This is a genomic window from Ignatzschineria sp. 22MB058224 (genome assembly GCF_058188435.1).
Genome location: NZ_CP187366.1, coordinates 1,957,505 through 1,977,140 on the forward strand (window position 1 = coordinate 1,957,505; position 19,636 = coordinate 1,977,140).

23 protein-coding genes and 1 tRNA gene are annotated in these 19,636 nt (G+C 38.4%); 10 read left to right on the plus strand and 14 right to left on the minus strand.

The window, feature by feature from the left end; genetic code table 11:
* Positions 1-90: 90 nt before the first annotated feature.
* Complete coding sequence (locus tag ACPF7B_RS08560) at positions 91-1,644, minus strand: methyltransferase regulatory domain-containing protein (RefSeq protein ID WP_490505390.1); 1,554 nt, start codon at positions 1,642-1,644, stop codon at positions 91-93.
* A gap of 157 nt (positions 1,645-1,801) precedes the next feature.
* Positions 1,802-2,143: a winged helix-turn-helix transcriptional regulator gene (locus tag ACPF7B_RS08565; RefSeq protein WP_490505391.1), complete on the minus strand. Its 342-nt coding sequence runs from the start codon at positions 2,141-2,143 to the stop codon at positions 1,802-1,804.
* 119 nt (positions 2,144-2,262) lie between these two features.
* Between ACPF7B_RS08565 and ACPF7B_RS08570 the strand changes: the two genes are divergently transcribed.
* Both ACPF7B_RS08570 and ACPF7B_RS08575 read left to right on the plus strand, forming a co-directional pair.
* The gene (locus ACPF7B_RS08570) at positions 2,263-3,045 is read left to right on the plus strand and encodes an MBL fold metallo-hydrolase (RefSeq protein WP_490505392.1); all 783 of its coding nucleotides are present in this window, start codon (positions 2,263-2,265) and stop codon (positions 3,043-3,045) included.
* 191 nt (positions 3,046-3,236) lie between these two features.
* Complete coding sequence (locus tag ACPF7B_RS08575) at positions 3,237-4,070, plus strand: undecaprenyl-diphosphate phosphatase (RefSeq protein WP_490505393.1); 834 nt, start codon at positions 3,237-3,239, stop codon at positions 4,068-4,070.
* 52 nt (positions 4,071-4,122) lie between these two features.
* Here the strand turns inward: ACPF7B_RS08575 and ACPF7B_RS08580 are convergent, their stop codons facing one another.
* Positions 4,123-4,701, minus strand: coding sequence for a YcxB family protein (locus tag ACPF7B_RS08580; RefSeq protein ID WP_490505394.1), 579 nt, complete (start codon positions 4,699-4,701; stop codon positions 4,123-4,125).
* Positions 4,702-4,901: 200 nt separating this feature from the next.
* Positions 4,902-4,991 (minus strand) — tRNA-Leu (locus tag ACPF7B_RS08585).
* A gap of 172 nt (positions 4,992-5,163) precedes the next feature.
* On the opposite strand from ACPF7B_RS08585, the gene ACPF7B_RS08590 reads away from it, so the two are divergent.
* The gene (locus tag ACPF7B_RS08590; RefSeq protein WP_490505395.1) at positions 5,164-5,925 is read left to right on the plus strand and encodes a tyrosine-protein phosphatase; all 762 of its coding nucleotides are present in this window, start codon (positions 5,164-5,166) and stop codon (positions 5,923-5,925) included.
* A 206-nt stretch (positions 5,926-6,131) separates the two neighbouring features.
* Here the strand turns inward: ACPF7B_RS08590 and ACPF7B_RS08595 are convergent, their stop codons facing one another.
* From ACPF7B_RS08595 to ACPF7B_RS08640, 10 genes are all read right to left on the minus strand, one after another.
* Positions 6,132-6,827 (minus strand): cytochrome b/b6 domain-containing protein, encoded by a 696-nt coding sequence (locus tag ACPF7B_RS08595; protein WP_490505396.1) that lies wholly within the window; start codon positions 6,825-6,827, stop codon positions 6,132-6,134.
* Positions 6,828-6,872: 45 nt separating this feature from the next.
* Positions 6,873-7,970 carry a cell envelope integrity protein TolA gene (tolA, locus tag ACPF7B_RS08600; RefSeq protein ID WP_490505397.1) on the minus strand — a complete coding sequence of 366 codons (1,098 nt, stop codon included), beginning with the start codon at positions 7,968-7,970 and terminating at the stop codon, positions 6,873-6,875.
* Positions 7,971-7,991: 21 nt separating this feature from the next.
* Positions 7,992-8,420, minus strand: coding sequence for a biopolymer transporter ExbD (locus ACPF7B_RS08605; RefSeq protein ID WP_490505398.1), 429 nt, complete (start codon positions 8,418-8,420; stop codon positions 7,992-7,994).
* 24 nt (positions 8,421-8,444) lie between these two features.
* Positions 8,445-9,155, minus strand: a complete 711-nt coding sequence (gene tolQ, locus ACPF7B_RS08610; RefSeq protein WP_490505399.1) for a protein TolQ — start codon at positions 9,153-9,155, stop codon at positions 8,445-8,447.
* Positions 9,156-9,170: 15 nt separating this feature from the next.
* On the minus strand, positions 9,171-9,569 hold the full coding sequence (gene ybgC / locus ACPF7B_RS08615) for a tol-pal system-associated acyl-CoA thioesterase (RefSeq protein WP_490505400.1): 399 nt from the start codon (positions 9,567-9,569) through the stop codon (positions 9,171-9,173).
* A 96-nt stretch (positions 9,570-9,665) separates the two neighbouring features.
* On the minus strand, positions 9,666-10,604 hold the full coding sequence (locus ACPF7B_RS08620; RefSeq protein ID WP_490505401.1) for an RluA family pseudouridine synthase: 939 nt from the start codon (positions 10,602-10,604) through the stop codon (positions 9,666-9,668).
* A gap of 109 nt (positions 10,605-10,713) precedes the next feature.
* Entirely contained in the window at positions 10,714-11,772 is a 1,059-nt protein-coding gene (gene recA / locus ACPF7B_RS08625) for a recombinase RecA (protein ID WP_490505402.1), read from the minus strand.
* Positions 11,773-11,889: 117 nt separating this feature from the next.
* On the minus strand, positions 11,890-13,311 hold the full coding sequence (hldE, locus tag ACPF7B_RS08630; RefSeq protein ID WP_490505403.1) for a bifunctional D-glycero-beta-D-manno-heptose-7-phosphate kinase/D-glycero-beta-D-manno-heptose 1-phosphate adenylyltransferase HldE: 1,422 nt from the start codon (positions 13,309-13,311) through the stop codon (positions 11,890-11,892).
* Positions 13,312-13,352: 41 nt separating this feature from the next.
* Complete coding sequence (locus tag ACPF7B_RS08635) at positions 13,353-14,144, minus strand: TatD family hydrolase (RefSeq protein ID WP_490505404.1); 792 nt, start codon at positions 14,142-14,144, stop codon at positions 13,353-13,355.
* 54 nt (positions 14,145-14,198) lie between these two features.
* On the minus strand, positions 14,199-14,531 hold the full coding sequence (locus tag ACPF7B_RS08640) for a PilZ domain-containing protein (protein ID WP_490505405.1): 333 nt from the start codon (positions 14,529-14,531) through the stop codon (positions 14,199-14,201).
* 233 nt (positions 14,532-14,764) lie between these two features.
* On the opposite strand from ACPF7B_RS08640, the gene ACPF7B_RS08645 reads away from it, so the two are divergent.
* The 7 genes from ACPF7B_RS08645 to rsmG are packed head-to-tail and all read left to right on the plus strand — an operon-like array spanning position 14,765 to position 19,627.
* On the plus strand, positions 14,765-15,526 hold the full coding sequence (locus ACPF7B_RS08645; protein WP_490505406.1) for a metal ABC transporter ATP-binding protein: 762 nt from the start codon (positions 14,765-14,767) through the stop codon (positions 15,524-15,526).
* Position 15,527: 1 nt separating this feature from the next.
* The gene (locus ACPF7B_RS08650) at positions 15,528-16,406 is read left to right on the plus strand and encodes a metal ABC transporter permease (RefSeq protein ID WP_490505407.1); all 879 of its coding nucleotides are present in this window, start codon (positions 15,528-15,530) and stop codon (positions 16,404-16,406) included.
* A 56-nt stretch (positions 16,407-16,462) separates the two neighbouring features.
* Positions 16,463-16,711: a MoaD/ThiS family protein gene (locus ACPF7B_RS08655; RefSeq protein WP_490505408.1), complete on the plus strand. Its 249-nt coding sequence runs from the start codon at positions 16,463-16,465 to the stop codon at positions 16,709-16,711.
* Between the two features lie 2 nt (positions 16,712-16,713).
* On the plus strand, positions 16,714-17,184 hold the full coding sequence (locus tag ACPF7B_RS08660) for a molybdenum cofactor biosynthesis protein MoaE (RefSeq protein ID WP_490505409.1): 471 nt from the start codon (positions 16,714-16,716) through the stop codon (positions 17,182-17,184).
* The gene (gene mobA / locus ACPF7B_RS08665; protein WP_490505410.1) at positions 17,163-17,783 is read left to right on the plus strand and encodes a molybdenum cofactor guanylyltransferase; all 621 of its coding nucleotides are present in this window, start codon (positions 17,163-17,165) and stop codon (positions 17,781-17,783) included. Before ACPF7B_RS08660 ends, mobA begins: the two co-directional genes overlap by 22 nt.
* Positions 17,780-18,982 (plus strand): molybdopterin molybdotransferase MoeA, encoded by a 1,203-nt coding sequence (locus ACPF7B_RS08670; protein ID WP_490505411.1) that lies wholly within the window; start codon positions 17,780-17,782, stop codon positions 18,980-18,982. Before mobA ends, ACPF7B_RS08670 begins: the two co-directional genes overlap by 4 nt.
* A gap of 15 nt (positions 18,983-18,997) precedes the next feature.
* Entirely contained in the window at positions 18,998-19,627 is a 630-nt protein-coding gene (gene rsmG, locus ACPF7B_RS08675; protein ID WP_490505412.1) for a 16S rRNA (guanine(527)-N(7))-methyltransferase RsmG, read from the plus strand.
* Positions 19,628-19,636: the final 9 nt, after the last annotated feature.

A 19,636-nucleotide genomic window follows, 5' to 3' on the forward strand; every position in this document is an offset into this window, starting at 1 on the left:
GAAATAAAAAAATTACCAAAGAGGCTTCAATAATTTATTGAAGCCTCTTTGATATTACGACCACATTGAGATGTTTCACGAGAAACATCTTTAAAAAAACAGTAGCTGTTTGAAAATTGGATAAGACTTTTCGATATCGGGAATATATTGGGAAATGAGCTTTTCAATACTTTCCATCTTATTGTATCGATCAGTTGAATTTTCTTTTTTAAAATAGATATTTAGAGTATCAAATGTGTCAAAAATCTTTTCTGCCAAATTTTCATTAGTCATTTTGGGATGAGCTTTTTTTAACATCAAATAGGCAATTGTAGTAATGGGTAAAGGGAGTGACTGGCCTAAAATAGGGGATGTTAAATAGGCGATATTGTGAGTTGGGAATAACTGCTCGAAGACATGATAATTGATATCTTGACATTGTTTGATGATGGTTGGGTCAGGTTTTAGAGATTTTACAACAGCAAATTCGTCAGAATGTACTTTTGCGATAAGCACATGTAATAAATTGCGAAAATTAAACTCTGAGGGGAGAGCTTTTAATAATTCATCAAATGATTTTGCGCGCATGTTATCTGCATAAATTTTATCTGAAACAGCTTTAAATAACTCATCCTTAATCGTCATTGTACTATTAGACACGATTTTATTCTTGAGTGTTTCTCGCGGCACTAATGGGATAAAATGAATCTTTTTTAATCGGTCTAAGAACTCTTTTTCACTTAGGTGGTAGTGACCTTTCATAAAAATATCTTGTCGGAAGGTGTTAAGTGAGATGAGATCGCGCCATTGTTCACGGTCAATGATGTCATAAGAATTCAGAAAATTTAGATTTGTCTTGTCAAAAATATAGTTATTTAAGATATTGTTAAAGTGACAGCTCCCGATATAGTGAAGCTTTGAGTTTTGTAACGTCTTATTCATCTCCATAAAGGACGTTGGTGACCATGATTGGTTGAGATATTCATGAATTAAGTAATTATAATTTTTCTTTTGAATCTGCTTTTTAATCATTGTCCAACTTTGTTTGAGAAGAGAATTTTGTTGGAAGAAAGAAGGAATTTCTTCAAATATTTGATCGAAATATGTAAAGGTTTTGTGGGCTTTTTCTTGTGGCGAGCCTGTCTGTTGTTGGTAGTAATCGTAGAGTTGATTTTTCCAATCTATAAAATGCCCGTGTCCTGCACTGCAGTTATAACTTATATAAAAAATTCCCCCTGGTTTTAGAAATTTTTGAACGATTTGGGTAATATATTCTCTATTTTCTGCGTTAACCCAGCTCCAAACACCATGAATAGAGATCGAGTCGCAAAGTGGAATATCCTCTCGTTGGAGGAACTCTTCAAAACTATCATCTGTAATGTTTATGTTCGCTCCTGAAGCTTTAGCTAGTTTATTAGCAAAGACAACATGACTTGGGTTAAAGTCGTTTCCTATAAACTTTCCCAGATGGCTAGCAGCATGAAAATTGAGCGATAATCCTTGCCCAAAACCTAACTCAATATGATGAGCTTGTTCGTTATCCTCTTCAAGATCAGCATCAGCACCCTGTACTAAAGCGACAAATTTCTGAAATGTGGGGGAAAGATTTTTGTAATACCCATAGGTATATTCAATATCTGTACGGTAGCCATCGTTCCAAAGCATAAAGGTCCTTGTGTATTTGATTTTTTGATATTTTTATCAAAGAGAACATAAATTATAATTTTATATTCTTTTTATAACAAATTACAACAATAATAGTTTTAGTAATAACTATATTTTCGCTATTATGATCTGTTTAACATGAGCTACGAGTGCATAATTATTTAGTAGTCGTGTTACCTTCTATTAGTGGTTCTCCCCACTTTTTCATTTCTTGAAGTACAGGTTCGAGAGTTTTGCCAAGAGCAGTTAGAGAGTATTCGACTTTTGGTGGAACAACAGGATAGATCTTGCGATTGATTAACCCATCTCTTTCCATCTCCCGAAGTTGTTGCGTCAACATTTTAGGGGTTGCACAGGGAACAAAGCGACTTAACTCTGAATAACGTTGAGTTCCCTCAAGTAGTTTCCATAAAATTAAGGCTTTATATTTTCCACCAATAATTTTAAGTGTTGTTGCTACGGGGCAGGAATTTTCAATTGATTGGTAGCTTTTTTTCATTACAATTATTTATCCTAACTATCTTTTTGGATAGTATGTTACTAAAAAGTGCATTCTTGTTTTGTTGTAAGTATTCCATAGAATAAATGGTATCCATTCATTTTGTAAGAGGATTTTCTATGAAATATCAACATATTCGTAATGCCACAGCAATCATTCATTATGCAGACAAACGATTCTTAATCGATCCTTTTTTCTCACCTAAGGGTAGCTTACCTTCAGTCCCTTCCAAATTTAATCAACTTAAAAATCCTATTGTGGATCTTCCTCTCACAATTTCGGAAATTATGAATAATATCGATGCGGTAATTGTAACTCATATGCACCATTTTGATCATTTTGATGAAGTAGCAAACAATACTCTTCCAAAAATGATTCCGATTTTTACGCAGAATGAGAAAGAACAGTCAGATATGAAGGAACTAGGGTTTAGTAACGTCCAAGCATTAAAAAATACTGGCATTTCGTTTGGTTCTATAACAATTTACAGAACAGATGCAGAACATGGTGGAGAGCAGGCGCAAAGATATTATGATGCGTCTAATACACCGAGTGATGCTAGTGGGGTGATCTTGCAAGCAGATGGCGAGGAGACATTATACTTGGCAGGAGATACCTTATGGAACGCTTCAGTTGAAGAAACAATGCAAAAGTTTCAGCCTAAAAATATTGTATTAAATGCCGGAAGAGCTGAATTCGCAGAAGATACGCCAATCTTAATGGGGCTTGAGGGTATTGCAAATAGTAAAGCTCTTCTTCCTACATCAAATGTCATAGTTGTGCATTTAGAGGCTGTCAATCATACACGAGTAACGCGGAAAGCAGCACATCAATTTGTTTTAGAAAATGATTTTTCTGAAACGGTTTATATTCCAGAAGATGGTGAAGTCATTACGCTGTAATTGTTATTCATACAATTTTAGAGGGCTCTATTTTGTAGAGCGCTTTTATCGTCATTATTCTGCGATAAATCTCTATTATACTTGAAACTCGTTATGATAAAGGCAAAGTAACGCGAGACGATTTACATTATCTGCGCTATTTTTAGTGTAAAGTATCTTGAAGCAAAATAGTGATCAGTAGGAACTGAATAATGAGTGTAGAATTAATGGAGTTGTTGAAAGCGTTAATTTTAGGATTGGTGGAGGGCTTAACAGAATTTGCACCTGTTTCCTCAACGGGTCATTTAATCATTGTGGATGATTTATGGTTAAAATCTACAACGTTTTTAGGTCAAAGCTCGGCAAATACTTTTAAAATTGTAGTGCAATTAGGTTCGATTCTAGCAGTGGTTGTGGTGTTTTGGAAACGCCTGTGGAGCCTGTTAGGTTTTTATTGTCAAAATGGCAAGAGGATGAGTCAAAGGTTTAATCTTTTACATGTTATTGTAGGGATGTTACCTGCCGTTGTGATCGGGTTTTCATTGAAAAACCTAATTGACACCTATCTATTTGGTATTGAATCTGTAATTTTTGCACTTGTGGCAGGTGCAATATTAATGATTATTGCCGATCGATGTGCACCTAAGAATCCGAAAGCAGCAACGTTAGATGATATTACTTACAAGCAAGCATTTTCTGTTGGATTAATTCAGTGTTTCTCACTTTGGCCAGGCTTTTCTCGTTCAGGAGCAACAATCTCTGGAGGGGTGCTTTTGGGAATGAGTTATCGAACAGCCGCTGATTTCACTTTTATTATGGCGGTTCCTATCATGTTTGGAGCAAGTCTTGTTTCTATTGTTAGTCACCGAGATGAGCTGTCGAGCTCTCATTTAGGGTTTTATGCTGTTGGTTTTATAAGTGCTTTTATATTTTCATTATTAGCAATTAAGTTCTTTTTGCGTTTGATATCTCGTATAAAATTGTTACCTTTTGCAATCTATCGTCTAATTCTTGCGGCGGTATTGGTATGGATTGTTTGGGGGTGATTTATCTTTTAGTCATTTCACAGAAAAGCCCTAAATATTCGGGCTTTTTCTATTATATGAGACGGTACTGCTTGTGTTTATATTTTTTAAAATTTGCATCTAGAAAGGAAATTTCTTCTCTATTTAACTCAGTTTTCGGAATAACAAAATAACGACCGGCCTGTACTTCAATAAAAAAACCATCTGCTGTTTGAACAATTTCACCGAATGCATCCCAAGGAATCTGGGATTGTTCTTCATGACTATTGCTGATAGTCATCCCCGTTGAGTCAAGTGTTAATGTTTGAGGTAAAAACAACATTTGACTAAGTGGATTACGTAACCATTTTCTTAGATGTGACTGTGGGTATATCCAAACATTCCTAAGCGATACAAAGGCAACGATTAATAGTAGGGCTGGTAAAAAAGTTTGATCGGGATTATCGCGCCAAAATTGCCAGTTCTCTGAGGAGAAAAAGGCAACATTTTTTGCTGATTTTATATAAATTGATAGCAGTGCGAAAATAAACATACAGATCGCTGCTAATAATGACATAGCTATTGCACGTTTTCCTGTTTTTGCAAGTTTTCGAAAAGCAAAGGTCTGTAATTTTAAAAACGATTCTTCTGTTAATTGATATTTAATTTCCATTCGTGAATGATCTCGTGTTAGTTAAAGCGATTTTTTAAAAAATACATTGCAATTATAAGGTAGTTGAAATAATGAACGGGTTTTCTTATAAAAAATAAAGTGGGGGGAATACAAGGAGGTTTATCTCCGCCAAAATTCCCGCCAAACCAAATTCTAGACAGCAAAAAGCCCGCTAAATAGCGGGCTTTAAGATTTTGTAATGGTGCCTAGGGCCGGAATCGAACCGGCACGACCGTATAAGGGTCGGCAGATTTTAAGTCTGCTGCGTCTACCAATTTCGCCACCCAGGCATTAGGTGTTACTTAGTAGATGTCAAATATTACATATGAATCGTTGAAAAAGCAATAGGTGAGCGAAAAAAGTGCAGTCAATAAATTAAAATGATGGGTGTTAAAAGTTCTGAAGAAAAATCATGTTACGATAGAGTAATGATTTCTAACGTTATTAAAGGATTTGATATTTATGAAGTATCCGTTTTCGTTTGAAAAAATTGTGAACTTTCGTAGTTTTGGTGATCTTAAAACTCGCCAAAATGAGCGAATTAAGTCAGATAGGGTTTTTCGTAGTGGTCTACTGGACTTTGCAACAGCAAAAGATTTAGATCTTTTAGTGAGTATTGCGCCTGATACCATTATCGATTTTCGCATGGATGGGGAAAAACATAATGAAAAGATAAAATTGCGCTTTAGTGATTTACGTTATGAAGCTCAACCGATAGAGGTAGGTAACTTTTTTAGCGATGATAAAGTTGTATCACTAGAATCTTTAAAAGTTGCAGATATCGAAAAATTCTTTTTAAAAATGTATCAGCTCTTTCCGGAATGTGCAGCAACACAATTTAAACGTGCTTTTGATGCAATTAGTGAAAATCAGCGAGTCATTTATCATTGTAGCGCAGGTAAAGATCGTACTGGTGTGATGAGTTATCTTCTTTTATCTGCTCTTGATGTCCATTATGACGATATTATGGCTAACTATCTAGAATCAAATCGCTATGCAGAAGATCTTCATCAGCTTTTTTTGGGGAACAAGAAAGATAATCCGCTTGGGTTAGAGAGCACGGGGGAACTAGAAAAGGTGCTTGAAAAAGTCCGATATGTTGATGCTGATTACTTGAATGTACTAGATAAACAGATGAATGATCAATATGGTGGACCTATTGATTACATTGAGAAGGTTCTCAATGTAAATATTGATGCGATTAAAAATGTATTGTTAGATTAATTAGGTCTCAATAGAAAAGGCATTATTGATAAAAAACCACCTTAGTGAATTTAATCGTTCTAAGATGGTTTTATTTAAATGCTAAGAAGGAGTGTCTATTATAATGCCCAGTAACAAAGCAGTGTGAGCGGAATTAATAGTATCATTGCAAATAGTAATCGCTCTTTAGCTGAAGCGAGAAATAGACTGTTCGGTTGTTTCATTACTTATCCTAAAACGGTAAATAATATGTAATAGGTTAAGACTACAACGGCGATTAGCAAGATGATTCCTAAGAGTGAGCGATCATTTTTGAGTGATAGCGCTTCAGGTGTGTGTGCGTCGGTTTTGGCGCGTTTACCAGTAATCATGGTGCGAATAAGATTTTGCTTTTTCACAAAAAGATACGCAAATACCGTAAATATATGAATGCCAATTAGCCATAATAGTACTAATCGGCCGTTACCATGCAGTGAGAGGAAATTGCTGCGTAAGTCTCCCTTAATTAAGTTAGCTAGTGGTGCGTTGGAGAAAAGATAGGTGTTATCCTCAAGGAATAAACCGGTTACAACTTGAATAAGTAAGATAATAATAAGTGCAATAACCATTAAAGCACCGAGTGGATTATGACCTTCGGTTGGAGTTTTTGCCTCTTTAATATAGCGAATAATGTGTTTAGGACCTTTAATAAAGTCACTAAATAACGAAGTCTTTGAGCCAAATAATCCCCAAATAAGGCGGAATATGAGCAGTCCAAGAATCATTGTACCTGCATATTGATGTATAGCCATTGCCGAATAGCTACCTAAAAATCCAAGATTGTAAAAATCGGAGAAATTGTATGAAGTATACACACAGATAATCATTGCTATAACGAGCATCCAATGGAAAACTCGAGTTGGTAAATCCCAAACTTTAATCATATTGAGTTCCTTCTATATTAAAAATTATACCCTTTGTTACGACGGTTAATTGGTTGGTCTAAAGCGAATTTCAAACCCCTCTTTTGCTAGAAACTTTCGAACAACGGGATCATTTGGCATAGGTACTTTTTCAGCAGCCATGATGGCAACAAAAACACTATTATCAAATTCTTCATTTCCACTTGAGCTAGAAATTTGAGGAGTCCCAACAATGGTGCCGTCTTCTTTCACTTTAAATTGAATCGTCGTCGTCAGTCCATAACTGCCTGGGGGTGTAATCCAAAGAGCATAGAGGTAGGCATGTACTTGTGAGAAATATTCGTTGCTAAGTGCTGCGGCAATCCGAGCTTCTTCATCCGCTTTTTTTGCTTCTGCCGCCTTTCGTTCAGCCTCTTTCTTCTCGGCATCTAAGCGAGCCTTTTCTGCCTTCTCTTTTTCAAGTCGTGCTTTTTCGGCTTTCTCTTTCTCAGCTTTTTCTTTAGCCGCTTTTTCCTCTGCTAATCGTTTCTCTTCAGCTTTACGTTCAGCTTCTTTCTTTTCAGCTGCTTTTGTGAGCTCTTCACGTTTTTCAGCTGCCTTTTGGGCTGCGGCAAGCTTTTCTGCTTCTACTCGTTCTTTTTCCACTTTCGCTTCTGCAGCTTTTTGCTCAGCAGCTTTTTTTTCAGCGGCTTTTTGTGCGGCAATTTTTTCGGCTTCGATTCGTTCTTTTTCTGCCTTTTCTTGAGCTGCTTTAGCTTCAGCAGCTTTTTGAGCAGCAAGTTTTTCAGCTGCAATACGTTCTTGTTCAGCTTTCTCTCGGGCGGCTTTCTCAGCAGCTGCCTTTTGAGCGGCACGTTTTTCTGCTGCGATGCGTTCTTGTTCAGCTTTTTCTCGAGCAGCTTTTTCGGCAGCAATTCGCTCTTGTTCTTTACGTTGAGCTTCCGCTATTCGATTAAGCTCGTTTTCGACCTCTTTGGTATCAATCCGCTCTGATTGTGTGATTTTATTTTCATCACTAATTTTTACGGCATTTTCATTGATGGCAGATTGTTCTATTTTTAAGAACGAAGAGTAAGAAAAATAGCCTGCAATAGCAATGATGCCAGCTGTCAATACGCCGCTGATAATATTAATAATTTTATCTTGTAGTTCACGATTCATCATGATTCATTCGCTTTAATTTGGCTATTCTTCAAAAGGCGTTGTCATAAGCTGAACATTTTTTTGTGTTACTTGTTGGAGTAAGCTCATGGCATCAATGATTCGGCCATAAGGTGCTTTTTGATCCCCTTTCACAAGGGCTTGAATGTTCTCGTTCTCATTAAAAAGATTTGTGGCAATAGTGAAAATTTCTTCTTCACTTAGTGCTATATCAGGCGTATCTGACAAATTGAAGAAAAATGTTCCTGAAGCATCAACTGAAATAACCATCATCTCATCGCCTTCTACGGCGATAGCTTGACTGCTATCCATTTGTGGTGGATCAACATCAATCCCCACAGAAATTGTCGTTGCGGTAACCATAAATATAGTTAGAAGTACAAACATCACGTCGACATAAGGGACGATGTTCATGTCTGAGTTAAGTTTATTCGTACGTTTCCTGCGTTTCATTATAGGATTCCTCTCTTCGAATGTTTACTTAACAGACGAATTTTGTGGCATCTTTTGCGTTAATTGCACATATTGACGCGCAAGGATATTGGCAAACTCATCAATGAAGCTATCGTAGCGCGTCATTAACCCGTTAATGTCATTGCTAAATTTATTATATGCCATTACCGCTGGTATTGCTGCAAGTAGACCAATTGCTGTTGCTATCAGTGCTTCAGAAATTCCCGGTGCAACCTGTGCGAGCGTTACTTGCTTTACCGTTCCAAGTGCGCTAAACGAATTCATAACTCCAATGACTGTTCCTAATAGACCGATATAAGGGGCTACTGAACCGATGGTTGCAAGCCATGAAAGGAACTTTTGAATAATTGTTTCTTCTCGTTGTGTCTCTGCAAACATCGCATTTTTAACGCTTGAAACAATAAACTCAGGATCATAGTTTGCATATGAGCGTAAGCGGATAAATTCTTGGAATCCTGAGAGAAAGACCTTTTCCATCCCAGAACAAGCCTTGCCTTTGCGGGTTGCTTCAGCAGCAAGTTGATTAATATCAGCGCCAGACCAAAACATCTTCTCAAATTGTTGGGTTTTAAATTTTGCTAATTTAATGGAGATATATTTTTTCCAAATCAGAAAAATTGTCGTCACTAACATTGCTGCTAGGATAAGCATAATGATTTTTACAGGAAAGCTAGCGCTTGCTATTAGATGCCAAAATTGTAAATCAGAGGACATGTCTCAGAGCTCCAGTTAAAAGAAATGGGGAAGTGGTTTAGGGCGACGAGTTTGTGCATCGAGTGCAACAATTTCAACATGCCCAATGGTTAAGATATCATCATTACGATAGATGATTTGTTCAAATGTACTTCGTGTATGAGTACGTTTGATAACGCGAGAACGAACAATTAGATCATCACACAATCGTGCAGGTTGACGATATTCAATATCAAGTTTTCGAACGACAAACATCTCTTGGTTTTCATACGCATGTGTATTGAGGTTTATGCCTTTCGCCATAAGCCATTCTGTACGAGCGCGTTCCATAAAGTTTAAATACGTTGAATGATAGACGATCCCACCAGCATCGGTATCTTCATAATAAACTCGGATCGGAAGCTCAAAAACTTCAGATTCTTGTTTGTTAATCATATTAATGAGTTTGTATTCCTTCGTTAACCACAATGGCGATATTTTACCTGATCTATGGATAAATTTCGCACTTAATTGTTGATTGAGGCTCTAATTTTAACGATTAATGATCTCAAAATGATGAAGTAGATCTTCTGGTAAAGGCGCTTTAAAATCAAATAGCTGATCTTTATAGGTGAATTTTAATGCGTGAGCATGAAGCGCAAGTCGATCTAGAATTGGCTTATTGCCTTTTTCTTCAACATTGTATCGCCGATCACCTATAATTGGGAAACCATTGTGAGCGCTGTGAACGCGTATCTGGTGTGTTCTTCCGGTCAGCAAATGCGCTTCAATAATTGAGACTTTCGCACCTTTTTGGTACAGAGAAAAAATTGTTTCAGAGGCTTTTCCTTCAGGGGTGATGATGACGTGTCGCTCGCCATCTATACGATGTTCTGTATCAAGCGGATCGGTAACGTGCATGGTTTTGTTATGAAAAATATCACAAATATTATTTTTGGTGAGAAAAAGGTAGCGTTTATCGAAATCTATTTTTTGTAATGCGCGGAGGGATTCACCATTTTTTGCAATTAAAAGGATCCCGCTCGTTTCACGATCTAGCCGTTGAACTAACTCGTAAAAATCATGTCCTCCATGAGTTTTAAGGATCTCAATAATTCCATATGGGATATTGGAGCCTTGGTGTACTGCTATGCCAGAAGGTTTGTTAATAACTAAGAAATCATTATTTTCAAATAGAATTGAACGTTGTAAGTTTGTCCATTCGTTCAAAGGAGCTACGATGGTAGTTTTTACGCTAATTTTGACAGGAGGAAGTCGTACTAGATCTCCTTTTGATAAGCGCGTTGTAGGCTTTGCTCGACCTTTATTAACGCGTACTTCCCCTTTTCGGATCATTTGATAAATACGACTTTTGGGAAATTCACGAAATTGCGCCATTAAGAAATTGTCAAGACGTTGTGAGTCTTGATGCTCATTAATTTCAACGATTCTTGCAGATTGAAAAGCGGTTTCGCGGGATTCATTTGTCATTCATTGCACCTTCGTTATGATTAAGCTGAAATCGAAGAGAGAGAAAATAAAATAGCTCCTCAAAAAAGGAGCTATTGGTCATATATAGAATTAAAGAGAACAGCGCGAATTACTCATCGTTGAGTGAAAGAAGATCATTATCTTCATCTGTCTCATCAGCGCCTGCAAGTGGTGCTGGTGTTGTTATGAAGTGTTCACGAACTTTTTGTTCGATCTCTTTTGCTGTTGCTTCATTTTCACGAAGGTATTGCTTAGAGTTCTCTTTCCCTTGACCTAAACGTGTATCACCATAGCTATACCATGCACCGGCTTTATCCACGATTCCAGCATCAACCCCGAGGTCTAAAACCTCGCCTAAAGTATCGATTCCGAAGCCGTACATAATTTCGAATTTTGCCTCTCTAAATGGTGGCGATACTTTGTTTTTCACTACACGAACGCGAGTATCAGAACCAATAACCTCATCTCCTTTCTTCACAGCGCCGGTACGACGAATGTCAAGACGGACAGAAGAGTAGAATTTAAGAGCGTTACCGCCTGTTGTTGTTTCGGGATTTCCGAACATTACTCCAATCTTCATACGAATTTGATTGATAAAGACAACAAGAGTATTTGACTTTTGAATATTTGCCGTTAATTTACGAAGTGCTTGGCTCATTAAACGTGCTTGCAGCCCCATATGTGAATCACCCATTTCACCTTCGATTTCGGCTTTTGGTGTCAATGCAGCAACGGAGTCTACAACAATAATATCGATTGCACCAGAACGTACGAGCGTATCGGTAATTTCAAGTGCTTGTTCACCATTATCAGGTTGGGCAATATAGAGATTTTCAACATCAACGCCTAGCTTTGCTGCATATGATGGATCAAGTGCGTGTTCTGCATCGATAAATGCCGCGGTACCACCTGCTTTTTGCGCTTCTGCAATTACGTGCAGCGTTAATGTTGTTTTACCAGAAGATTCTGGTCCAAAGATTTCAACAATACGACCACGAGGCAAACCGCCAATGCCAAGCGCGATATCAAGGCCGATTGAACCTGTAGATACAGGAATGATATTGGTCGGTGTTTGTTGGTCGCCAAGGCGCATAACTGAGCCTTTACCAAATTGGCGATCGATCTGTCCAAGAGCTGCTTGGAGGGCTTTGCGTTTATTATCATCCATCTTAAAAGTCCTTCATCTACGGGTACTAAATTATTCATCAGTTCGGAGCTAATTATTGCATATATTTAAATATTTAGCTTTTGTTTAGCAAATTAAAAGAGTTAAACTCACCAAGTACTATTCTGCTGTTGCTTTAATTTTGTTAATCGCATTGGTGGTGGAATATCCATCGATAAAATCGATCAACTCAACACGGCCACCGTTGTTAATAACTGCCTCAGCTCCGGCAATTTCTTCGACTTTGTAATCACTTCCTTTTACTAAGACATCCGGCAGCACTGCTTTGATCAGAGCTTCAGGTGTTTCATCATCAAAAATAGTGACCCATGCGACCGATGAGAGTGATGCTAAGACGGTTGCACGGCTCTTTTCATCCATAATAGGACGAGATTCCCCTTTTATGCGTTTAACAGAATTATCGGAATTCAATGCGACAATCAGGTGATGTCCTAATTTACTCGCTTCTTCGAGATACTTAACGTGCCCTCGATGTAAAATATCGAAGCAACCATTTGTCATTACAATTGTTTCATTATTCATCTTTGCACGTTTTACTTCATGTAATAGTGCTTCTTTGGAGAGTACGAGATTATGTGGACGATCGGTTTGTCCTAGCGCATAGTCAAGTTCTTCTTGTGTAACGTAAGATGCACCCATTTTCCCAACAACAATTGAGGCTGCAATATTAGCAATTTTACAAGCGAGTGGTAAAGAAGTACCTTTTGCCATCTGTGTTGCAATCATTGCGATTACGGTATCTCCAGCGCCCGTGACATCAAATACATCTTGTGCGCGTGCAGAGAATGTTACCGGTGCTTTATCGCGTTCAAAGAGTGTCATGCCTTTTTCACTGCGTGTCACTAATAACGCATCAAGATCGAGTTCAGTTCGGAGTTTTTCAGCTCGTTCGAAAAGTTCTGCTTCATCTTTGCATTTACCAACAACGCCCTCAAATTCACTGGTATTCGGTGTGATTAAAGAAGCCCCACGATATTTACTAAAATCAGAACCTTTAGGGTCGATAATGACAAACTTATTCTGGGATTTGGCATATTGAATCAATGCTTGAGGATCTGCTAAAAATCCTTTGTTGTAATCAGATAATACAATGAGGTCATGCTGATCGATAGTTGCTTTTGCTTCACGTGTTATCTTTTCGATTAGTTCAGGCGTCAGATTCGGTTTTTCTTCGAAATCGCAACGAACAATGTGTTGTTGGCGACTAATTACTCGTAGCTTCATGATGGTTGCGAAGCTATTTTCAGTAACAAAATCGGTAGAGATCTGATTGTTTGTGCAAAGTTCAGTTAGTGCTTTCGCATTTTGATCAAGTCCTACTAATCCCGACAGTGTTACAGGAATTTCCATCTTGCTGATGTTGAGTGCAACGTTCGCCGCACCACCAAGCCGGTTTTCAGTATGATTAATATTTACAACAGGAACCGGTGACTCTGGTGAGATTCGCTCTGTGGAGCCGATCCAATAGCTATCAATCATTACATCGCCAAATACGGCTATTTTTCCGATGGGTTGTGTCATAGTTTTCCTCGAAATTGGGTATCAATCGTTATTACGAATGATTAAATAGTATCTTTAAATAATTGTTTAAAATTGTGCGTTGTTTGCTCAGCAACTTCTTCAAGAGAGATCTGTTTTACTTCAGCAATCGTTTTCGCAACAAATGGTACTAAGCCAGGGTAGTTCGCTTTTCCGCGAAAAGGTACTGGCGTAAGATATGGGGAGTCTGTTTCGATGAGTATGCGATCTAACGGCGTTTTCGCGACAACGTCTCGTAGCTCTTGAGCATTTTTGAAGGTAATAATACCGCTAAATGAGATGTAAAATCCCAAGTCGAGCCCTTTTTTAGCCATCTCCCAATCTTCAGTAAAACAGTGTAAGATGCCCCCAATATCCTGAGCATTTTCAGCTGTTAAAATATCGATAGTATCTTTACGGGCATCACGTGTGTGAATGATTAGAGGTTTCCGGTATTTTTTCGCAATATCAATTTGGGTAATGAAAGATGCTTGTTGCGGGATTTTATGCTCTAAAGAATAATGATAATCCAAACCAGTTTCACCAATGGCAATAACCTTAGGGTTTTGCAGCATTGGCAGAAATGTCTCTTCGTTTGCAGGAATAACGGCTGGAACGGCGCCGGGATGCACGCCAACAGAGAGGTAGATATCGTTAAATGGTGCGACTAAGTTCGCCATATTTTCCCATCGCTCGAGATCCACACTAACACAGAGCATTTTTTCAATATTTTCAGTGCGTATTGTTGTAATTAATTGCTCAAAATTATTGTCGTATGCGGTAAGATCGAGCATATCAAGATGACAATGGGAGTCGATAAATTTAGGAGTTGTCATAAATAACGTTTTTTAGTGAATTGATAATAAGGTAACTATTTTACCGTAAAATTATTATTGCATTGCTTGATGCATTCGAAGAAGTGCATTGATGCGTGATTGTAGGTAGTTCGGTGGGGAAATGAGTGAAACACCAACGCCGCGAGAATCAGTGATAGTTTTTTTCTCTACTTGTTCTTTGGGAATGATGAGTGCTACTTTCCCTTCAATATCAATCGGGGTTGTATCACCATCTGGCAGAGTTAGTGATAAAATAACATCATCATTTAGCACAAAAGGATATTCTGTTGAGAAGAAAAAACCACCGTTATTGAAGAAAGGTAGATAATATTCTGCAACTTGATTTGCACTGTTAAAATTAACCCGAATTTTTTTAATTTTATTCATTTTGATAATATTTTACCGGTTATAAGGAATATGAAGTATTGAGAAGAGCCTTTATTGAATCGCGTTTTCTTAATCAATATGGGGTTATTATCGCATGAAGTTTAAATTCTTTCGAGTAAGAAGGGCTGGCAGGGTATTGAAAAAATGTTAGAAACTCGATTTGCCGCATTAATTTCTCGAAAATTTAGCGTATGATAGAGCGGTTATTACTAAGGCGAGAAAGTATTGACATTATGATGATAGATAGAGAACAAGGGGATACATGTAACGCTATGAATGCATTGGAGATATCAAACTTAACAGTGGCTTATAAGGCATTCCCGGTCGTGCATCATCTCTCTGTCAATTTTTCTAAAGGTGAAAGTACGGCGATTATAGGACCCAATGGAGCCGGAAAGAGCACATTACTACGGGCGATTATGGGATTAACGCCCTTTTCTGAGGGTAAAATTAATTGTCCAAAAACGTCTGCTATTAGCTATCTTTCACAAATTTCTGATATCCGTCGAGATCTACCGTTAACACTCTTCGAGTTAGTGAGTGCAGGAGCATTTTCACAAATGAAAATTATGGGAAAATTGTGTTGTGAAGATCTACAAAAGGTTGAAGATGCGCTTGCCTTTGTCGGGCTTGCAGGTTTCGGTGAGCGGAGTATCGACTCACTTTCGGGGGGGCAATTTCAAAAAGCGCTTTTTGCACGAATTGTTGTGGAAGGTGGTGATTTGATTCTATTGGATGAGCCTTTCAATGCGATGGATGCAAGGACAACCAAAGAGCTCTGTGACTTAATTGCAAAGTGGGAAAAAGAGGGGAAAACGATTATTACTGTGCTGCATGACTTGGCGCTTGCGCAAAAATATTTTACCAATACTCTGATTTTGGCAAGAGAGAAAATAGCTTATGGGCGTAGTGCTGAAGTTTTAACTACCGATAATCTTTTAAAAGCAGAGTCAGTGTCACTCGAATGGTCCGGTGATTCTTGGTGTGAGGTGTAAAATGGTAGATCTCTTATTGTCGGTTTTTGTGGATCCTTTCTTAGCGCTTCCCTTTTTAAAGCGTGCGTTAGCGGCTTCCGTTATGATTGCGGTTTCCTCAGGTATGGTGGGAGTATTTCTTCTATTAAATCGTATGAGTTTAGTCGGTGATGCTTTGAGTCACGGTGTATTGCCGGGGATTGCCATCGCTTTTCTCTTTTTCGGGTTTAATGTTTATGCAATGAGCCTCGGTGGTGTGATTGCCGGTGTGTTGATTGCGATCTTTGCTTCGATTATCGCGCACTGCACAAATTTAAAAGAAGATGCGAGTTTTGCTGCCCTCTACCTTTTTTCTCTTGCAATTGGGGTTGTGTTGATCATGAAGATTGGATCTCAAGCGGATCTATTGCATATTCTGTTTGGATCAGTTCTTGCGGTAGATAGTGCATCATTAAAACTAGTATGGGGTGTATTAGTACTGACACTTCTAATTTTGTCAGTAATTTATAGGCCGCTTCTGCTTTATATTATTGATCCTCTTTACTTAGCGCTTAAGACAAAACAAGGCTTGCTCTTTTACGGGGTTTTTCTTTTTCTTGTGGTCTTAAATTTGGTCGCTTCTTTTCAGGTTTTGGGAACATTGATGACGGTAGGAATGATGATGATACCGGCAATTTGTGCGCGTCTTTGGAGTAATCGAATGGAATATGTTTTATTGATTGCGATAACGCTAGGGGTGTTAGGTGCATATTTAGGATTAGTTGCATCGGTGCAATACGATATTGCTTCAGGGCCGATGATTGTTCTGATTCTTATCTTTTTTTACCTTTTTTCGCTTTTTTGGGGTAAAGAAGGCGGTATTTTACGAAGAAAAGGTAATAAACGTCATCGAAAAGCTTAGTGTGTTTAGTGGTAAAGTATATGAAAGCTTTCTTAGAATATATAGAGGGAATAACAATGATAATAATCACGTACTTTGGGAATTTGAAAGACCGTCTGCAGACAGAGCAAGAAACAATTGATTGGGGCGGTGGTTCTAGCGATGATTTATTAGTATTTTTGAAAAAGCGCGGTGATAAGTGGGCGGATGCATTGTCCGCGGACAATATTTTTCGTGTGGTTGTTAATGAAGAGATTATTTTTTCATCCGTTGAGATTCGTAATGGTGATCGAGTTGCATTTTTGCCACCAGTGACAGGGGGGTAATTATGTTTTTTAAGGTGTCGATTCAAAGCGAGATGTTCGATCTAAAAAAGGAGAGTGATCTACTGATTTCTGAATCTGGCGATGCTGGCGCGCTTGTTCTGTTTCAGGGGATGGTTAGGGAGTTTGATAAAGCTGTTGCTCTTTCGGAAATGGAGTTGGAGCACTTCCCAGGTTTAACAGAAAAAGAGGTTGAGCGTATTATCTTGATTGCGAAAGAGCGTTGGGATATTGCCGGATGTCGAGTTGTCCATCGTGTCGGAACTTTAAAGGCAGATGAGCCGATTGTCCTTTTAATTGTGACGGCAAAACATCGATTAGATGCTTTTTTGGCTGCTGAATTTATTATGGATTATCTTAAAACTGAAGCACCATTTTGGAAGAAAGAGTATCTAAAAAATGGTGAAAGTTACTGGGTCGAGGCTAAAAAATCAGATCAGGATATATTGTCGAGATGGGAAAAGAGCGAGAGTTAACATTGCCGATTGTTGGGTTGGTTCTTGCTGGTGGGGAAGGTCGGCGTATGAACTATGTCAATAAAGGGCTAATGCTGTTGAATGAAAAGCCTTTAGTTGAACATGTTATCGAGCGTTTATCGCTGCAAGTGGATCAAATTTATGTCTCGGCAAATAATCATTTAGAACGTTACCAGGCTTATGGTTTTCCAGTCTTTTCAGATCAAAAAGCGTGGCGAGGCAAAGGGCCTTTAGCGGGTATCGCGAGTTTTTTAGATAATATTGATCAGCAAGTATATGTGCAGATAGTGAGTTGTGATGCGCCACTTATCCCGCCGCTATTGGTATCCTGTTTACATCATGAGTTGCAGTTGAGGCTTGAAAGAAAAGAAGGAAAGGCGGTCTATCCTCAAACACCTGAAAGGGGGCATTATCTGCATTTTCAAGCCTGCTCTGGAGATCTACAAATAGTTCGTGAATTATTGATGAAAGATGATTTACGAATACGCGCTTTGCTTCAAAGATTAAGCGCGAAGCCTGTTAGCTTCTCATGTGAAAAAGAATTTTTAAATTGTAATAGTCCTGAAGATGTTCAGCGATTAAAAGAGGAGTTACTATGAAAAATTACGATGTCGCTTTACGTGAATTGCTTGCGGGAATGGAGTTAGAGCGAAAAAGTCATAAAGTAACCTTAAAGGAAGCTTTTGGGCGAATGTTAGCCGCGGATTGTTATGCAAATTATGATGCACCACAATTTGATAATAGTGCTATGGATGGCTATGCATTATGTGATTACGAAGGAAGTTGTTTAGAATTTCGTATTGTTGATCGCATTTTTGCCGGTGACGATGTGAACCTAAAACTTCAAGAGGGTGAAGCGGCGCGAATTTTTACAGGCGCTAAAGTTCCGGAAAATTGTACTACTGTCGTAATGCAAGAAAATACGCGCACTGCTGATAATCAATTAATTCTGACAGAGCCTGCGACTTTCGGAATGAATATCCGTAAGCAAGCGGAAGAAATTGCAAAGGGTAGCGTTCTTTTTCATCAAGGTCATGTGCTCGATCCTGCTGCGATTGCGTTATTGGCTTCTCAAGGGATTTATGAAGTAGAAGTTTATGAAGATCTGAAAGTCACGGTTTTTTCAACAGGGAACGAGCTAAAAGAGCCGTGGGAGACTATTGAAGAGAGTCAAATATTTGACGCAAATCGTTATCAATTGTTGGCGTGGGTTTCTACACTTACAAGACCTGTCGATGGTGGTATTTTGCAAGATGATTATGAAATGGTTCTTGCAGCATTAAAAAAAGCGACCCAAGACAATGATCTTGTGATCTTGAGCGGTGGTGCATCGGTGGGTGAGGCAGATTTTATTGCGAAAGCGATCACAGAGCTTGGGACTTTGAATATGTGGAAATTAGCAATTAAGCCAGGGAAACCTTTTGGTTGGGGTCGAGTGGGGGATTGTCATATCATTATGTTGCCTGGTAATCCTGTTTCAGCTTATGCGACATTTTATCTTCTTGCGTACCCAGCCATTAAAAAGTTAATGGGATTAACATCACAATTGCCACAATTGTTTGCCACAATTAATTTTGGAAGCGACAAAGTTCAACCTCGCCGTGAATTTTTGCGTGGAAACTATTATCAAGATGAACGAGGGGAGTATGTTGTCGATAATGTTGGATTGCAGGGCTCTGCAATGCTTAGTGGTTTAAGTGCGGCGAATTGTCTTATTGAGATGAAAGAGAATCAGGTAACTAAAAAAGGTAGTCGGGTTCGAGTTTTTATCTTGCCGAAAGAGGTTGCGAAAGCATAAATAAGAATGTCTAGTATGATTTTGAAAGAAGATGTTGCGGCAGCGTTATCACAATTGCCGTATGCTATTGATGATGCGGCTTGTGATAAATTAACAAAATATCTGCAAGGGATGTTGTTATGGAACAAAGCCTACAATTTGACAGCGATTACCAATCCTCAAGAGATGATTGTTAAGCATCTGCTTGACTCGTTAATACTCGTGCCATCATTGCAGTCAATTGATGGATTGTCACGTTTAGTGGATGTCGGAACAGGAGCAGGATTGCCAGGGGTTCCATTATCGATTGTAATGCCGAATGCACACTTTACACTTCTAGATAGTGCCACTAAAAGAACGCGATTTATTACGCAAATGCAGATTGAAATTGGCTTGCCAAATATTGAAATTGTGACGTCGCGTGTTCAAGATTTTCAACCACGAGAATTGTATGATGTTGTGTTATCTCGAGCGTTTGCCAGTGGTGAAGATATGGTGAATTGGTCGCAACATCTTTTAACAAAGAATGGTAGAATGGCGGCGATGAAGGGAAAGGTTATTGATGGGGAATGGCAGTCGGTTAGTGGATTTCCTAAGCGGGAAATTATTGAACTGAACGTGCCAGGCTTAGATGAAGAGCGACATTTGATATTCTTATCAAAATAGATTTTTGGT

Coding starts and splice junctions, on each gene's coding strand:
- ACPF7B_RS08560 (WP_490505390.1), bottom strand. CDS start 1,644: ATGCTTTGGAACGATGGCTACCGTACAGATATTGAATATACCTATGGG.
- ACPF7B_RS08565 (WP_490505391.1), bottom strand. CDS start 2,143: ATGAAAAAAAGCTACCAATCAATTGAAAATTCCTGCCCCGTAGCAACA.
- ACPF7B_RS08570 (WP_490505392.1), top strand. CDS start 2,263: ATGAAATATCAACATATTCGTAATGCCACAGCAATCATTCATTATGCA.
- ACPF7B_RS08575 (WP_490505393.1), top strand. CDS start 3,237: ATGAGTGTAGAATTAATGGAGTTGTTGAAAGCGTTAATTTTAGGATTG.
- ACPF7B_RS08580 (WP_490505394.1), bottom strand. CDS start 4,701: ATGGAAATTAAATATCAATTAACAGAAGAATCGTTTTTAAAATTACAG.
- ACPF7B_RS08590 (WP_490505395.1), top strand. CDS start 5,164: ATGAAGTATCCGTTTTCGTTTGAAAAAATTGTGAACTTTCGTAGTTTT.
- ACPF7B_RS08595 (WP_490505396.1), bottom strand. CDS start 6,827: ATGATTAAAGTTTGGGATTTACCAACTCGAGTTTTCCATTGGATGCTC.
- tolA (WP_490505397.1), bottom strand. CDS start 7,970: ATGATGAATCGTGAACTACAAGATAAAATTATTAATATTATCAGCGGC.
- ACPF7B_RS08605 (WP_490505398.1), bottom strand. CDS start 8,420: ATGAAACGCAGGAAACGTACGAATAAACTTAACTCAGACATGAACATC.
- tolQ (WP_490505399.1), bottom strand. CDS start 9,155: ATGTCCTCTGATTTACAATTTTGGCATCTAATAGCAAGCGCTAGCTTT.
- ybgC (WP_490505400.1), bottom strand. CDS start 9,569: ATGATTAACAAACAAGAATCTGAAGTTTTTGAGCTTCCGATCCGAGTT.
- ACPF7B_RS08620 (WP_490505401.1), bottom strand. CDS start 10,604: ATGACAAATGAATCCCGCGAAACCGCTTTTCAATCTGCAAGAATCGTT.
- recA (WP_490505402.1), bottom strand. CDS start 11,772: ATGGATGATAATAAACGCAAAGCCCTCCAAGCAGCTCTTGGACAGATC.
- hldE (WP_490505403.1), bottom strand. CDS start 13,311: ATGACACAACCCATCGGAAAAATAGCCGTATTTGGCGATGTAATGATT.
- ACPF7B_RS08635 (WP_490505404.1), bottom strand. CDS start 14,144: ATGACAACTCCTAAATTTATCGACTCCCATTGTCATCTTGATATGCTC.
- ACPF7B_RS08640 (WP_490505405.1), bottom strand. CDS start 14,531: ATGAATAAAATTAAAAAAATTCGGGTTAATTTTAACAGTGCAAATCAA.
- ACPF7B_RS08645 (WP_490505406.1), top strand. CDS start 14,765: ATGATGATAGATAGAGAACAAGGGGATACATGTAACGCTATGAATGCA.
- ACPF7B_RS08650 (WP_490505407.1), top strand. CDS start 15,528: ATGGTAGATCTCTTATTGTCGGTTTTTGTGGATCCTTTCTTAGCGCTT.
- ACPF7B_RS08655 (WP_490505408.1), top strand. CDS start 16,463: ATGATAATAATCACGTACTTTGGGAATTTGAAAGACCGTCTGCAGACA.
- ACPF7B_RS08660 (WP_490505409.1), top strand. CDS start 16,714: ATGTTTTTTAAGGTGTCGATTCAAAGCGAGATGTTCGATCTAAAAAAG.
- mobA (WP_490505410.1), top strand. CDS start 17,163: ATGGGAAAAGAGCGAGAGTTAACATTGCCGATTGTTGGGTTGGTTCTT.
- ACPF7B_RS08670 (WP_490505411.1), top strand. CDS start 17,780: ATGAAAAATTACGATGTCGCTTTACGTGAATTGCTTGCGGGAATGGAG.
- rsmG (WP_490505412.1), top strand. CDS start 18,998: ATGATTTTGAAAGAAGATGTTGCGGCAGCGTTATCACAATTGCCGTAT.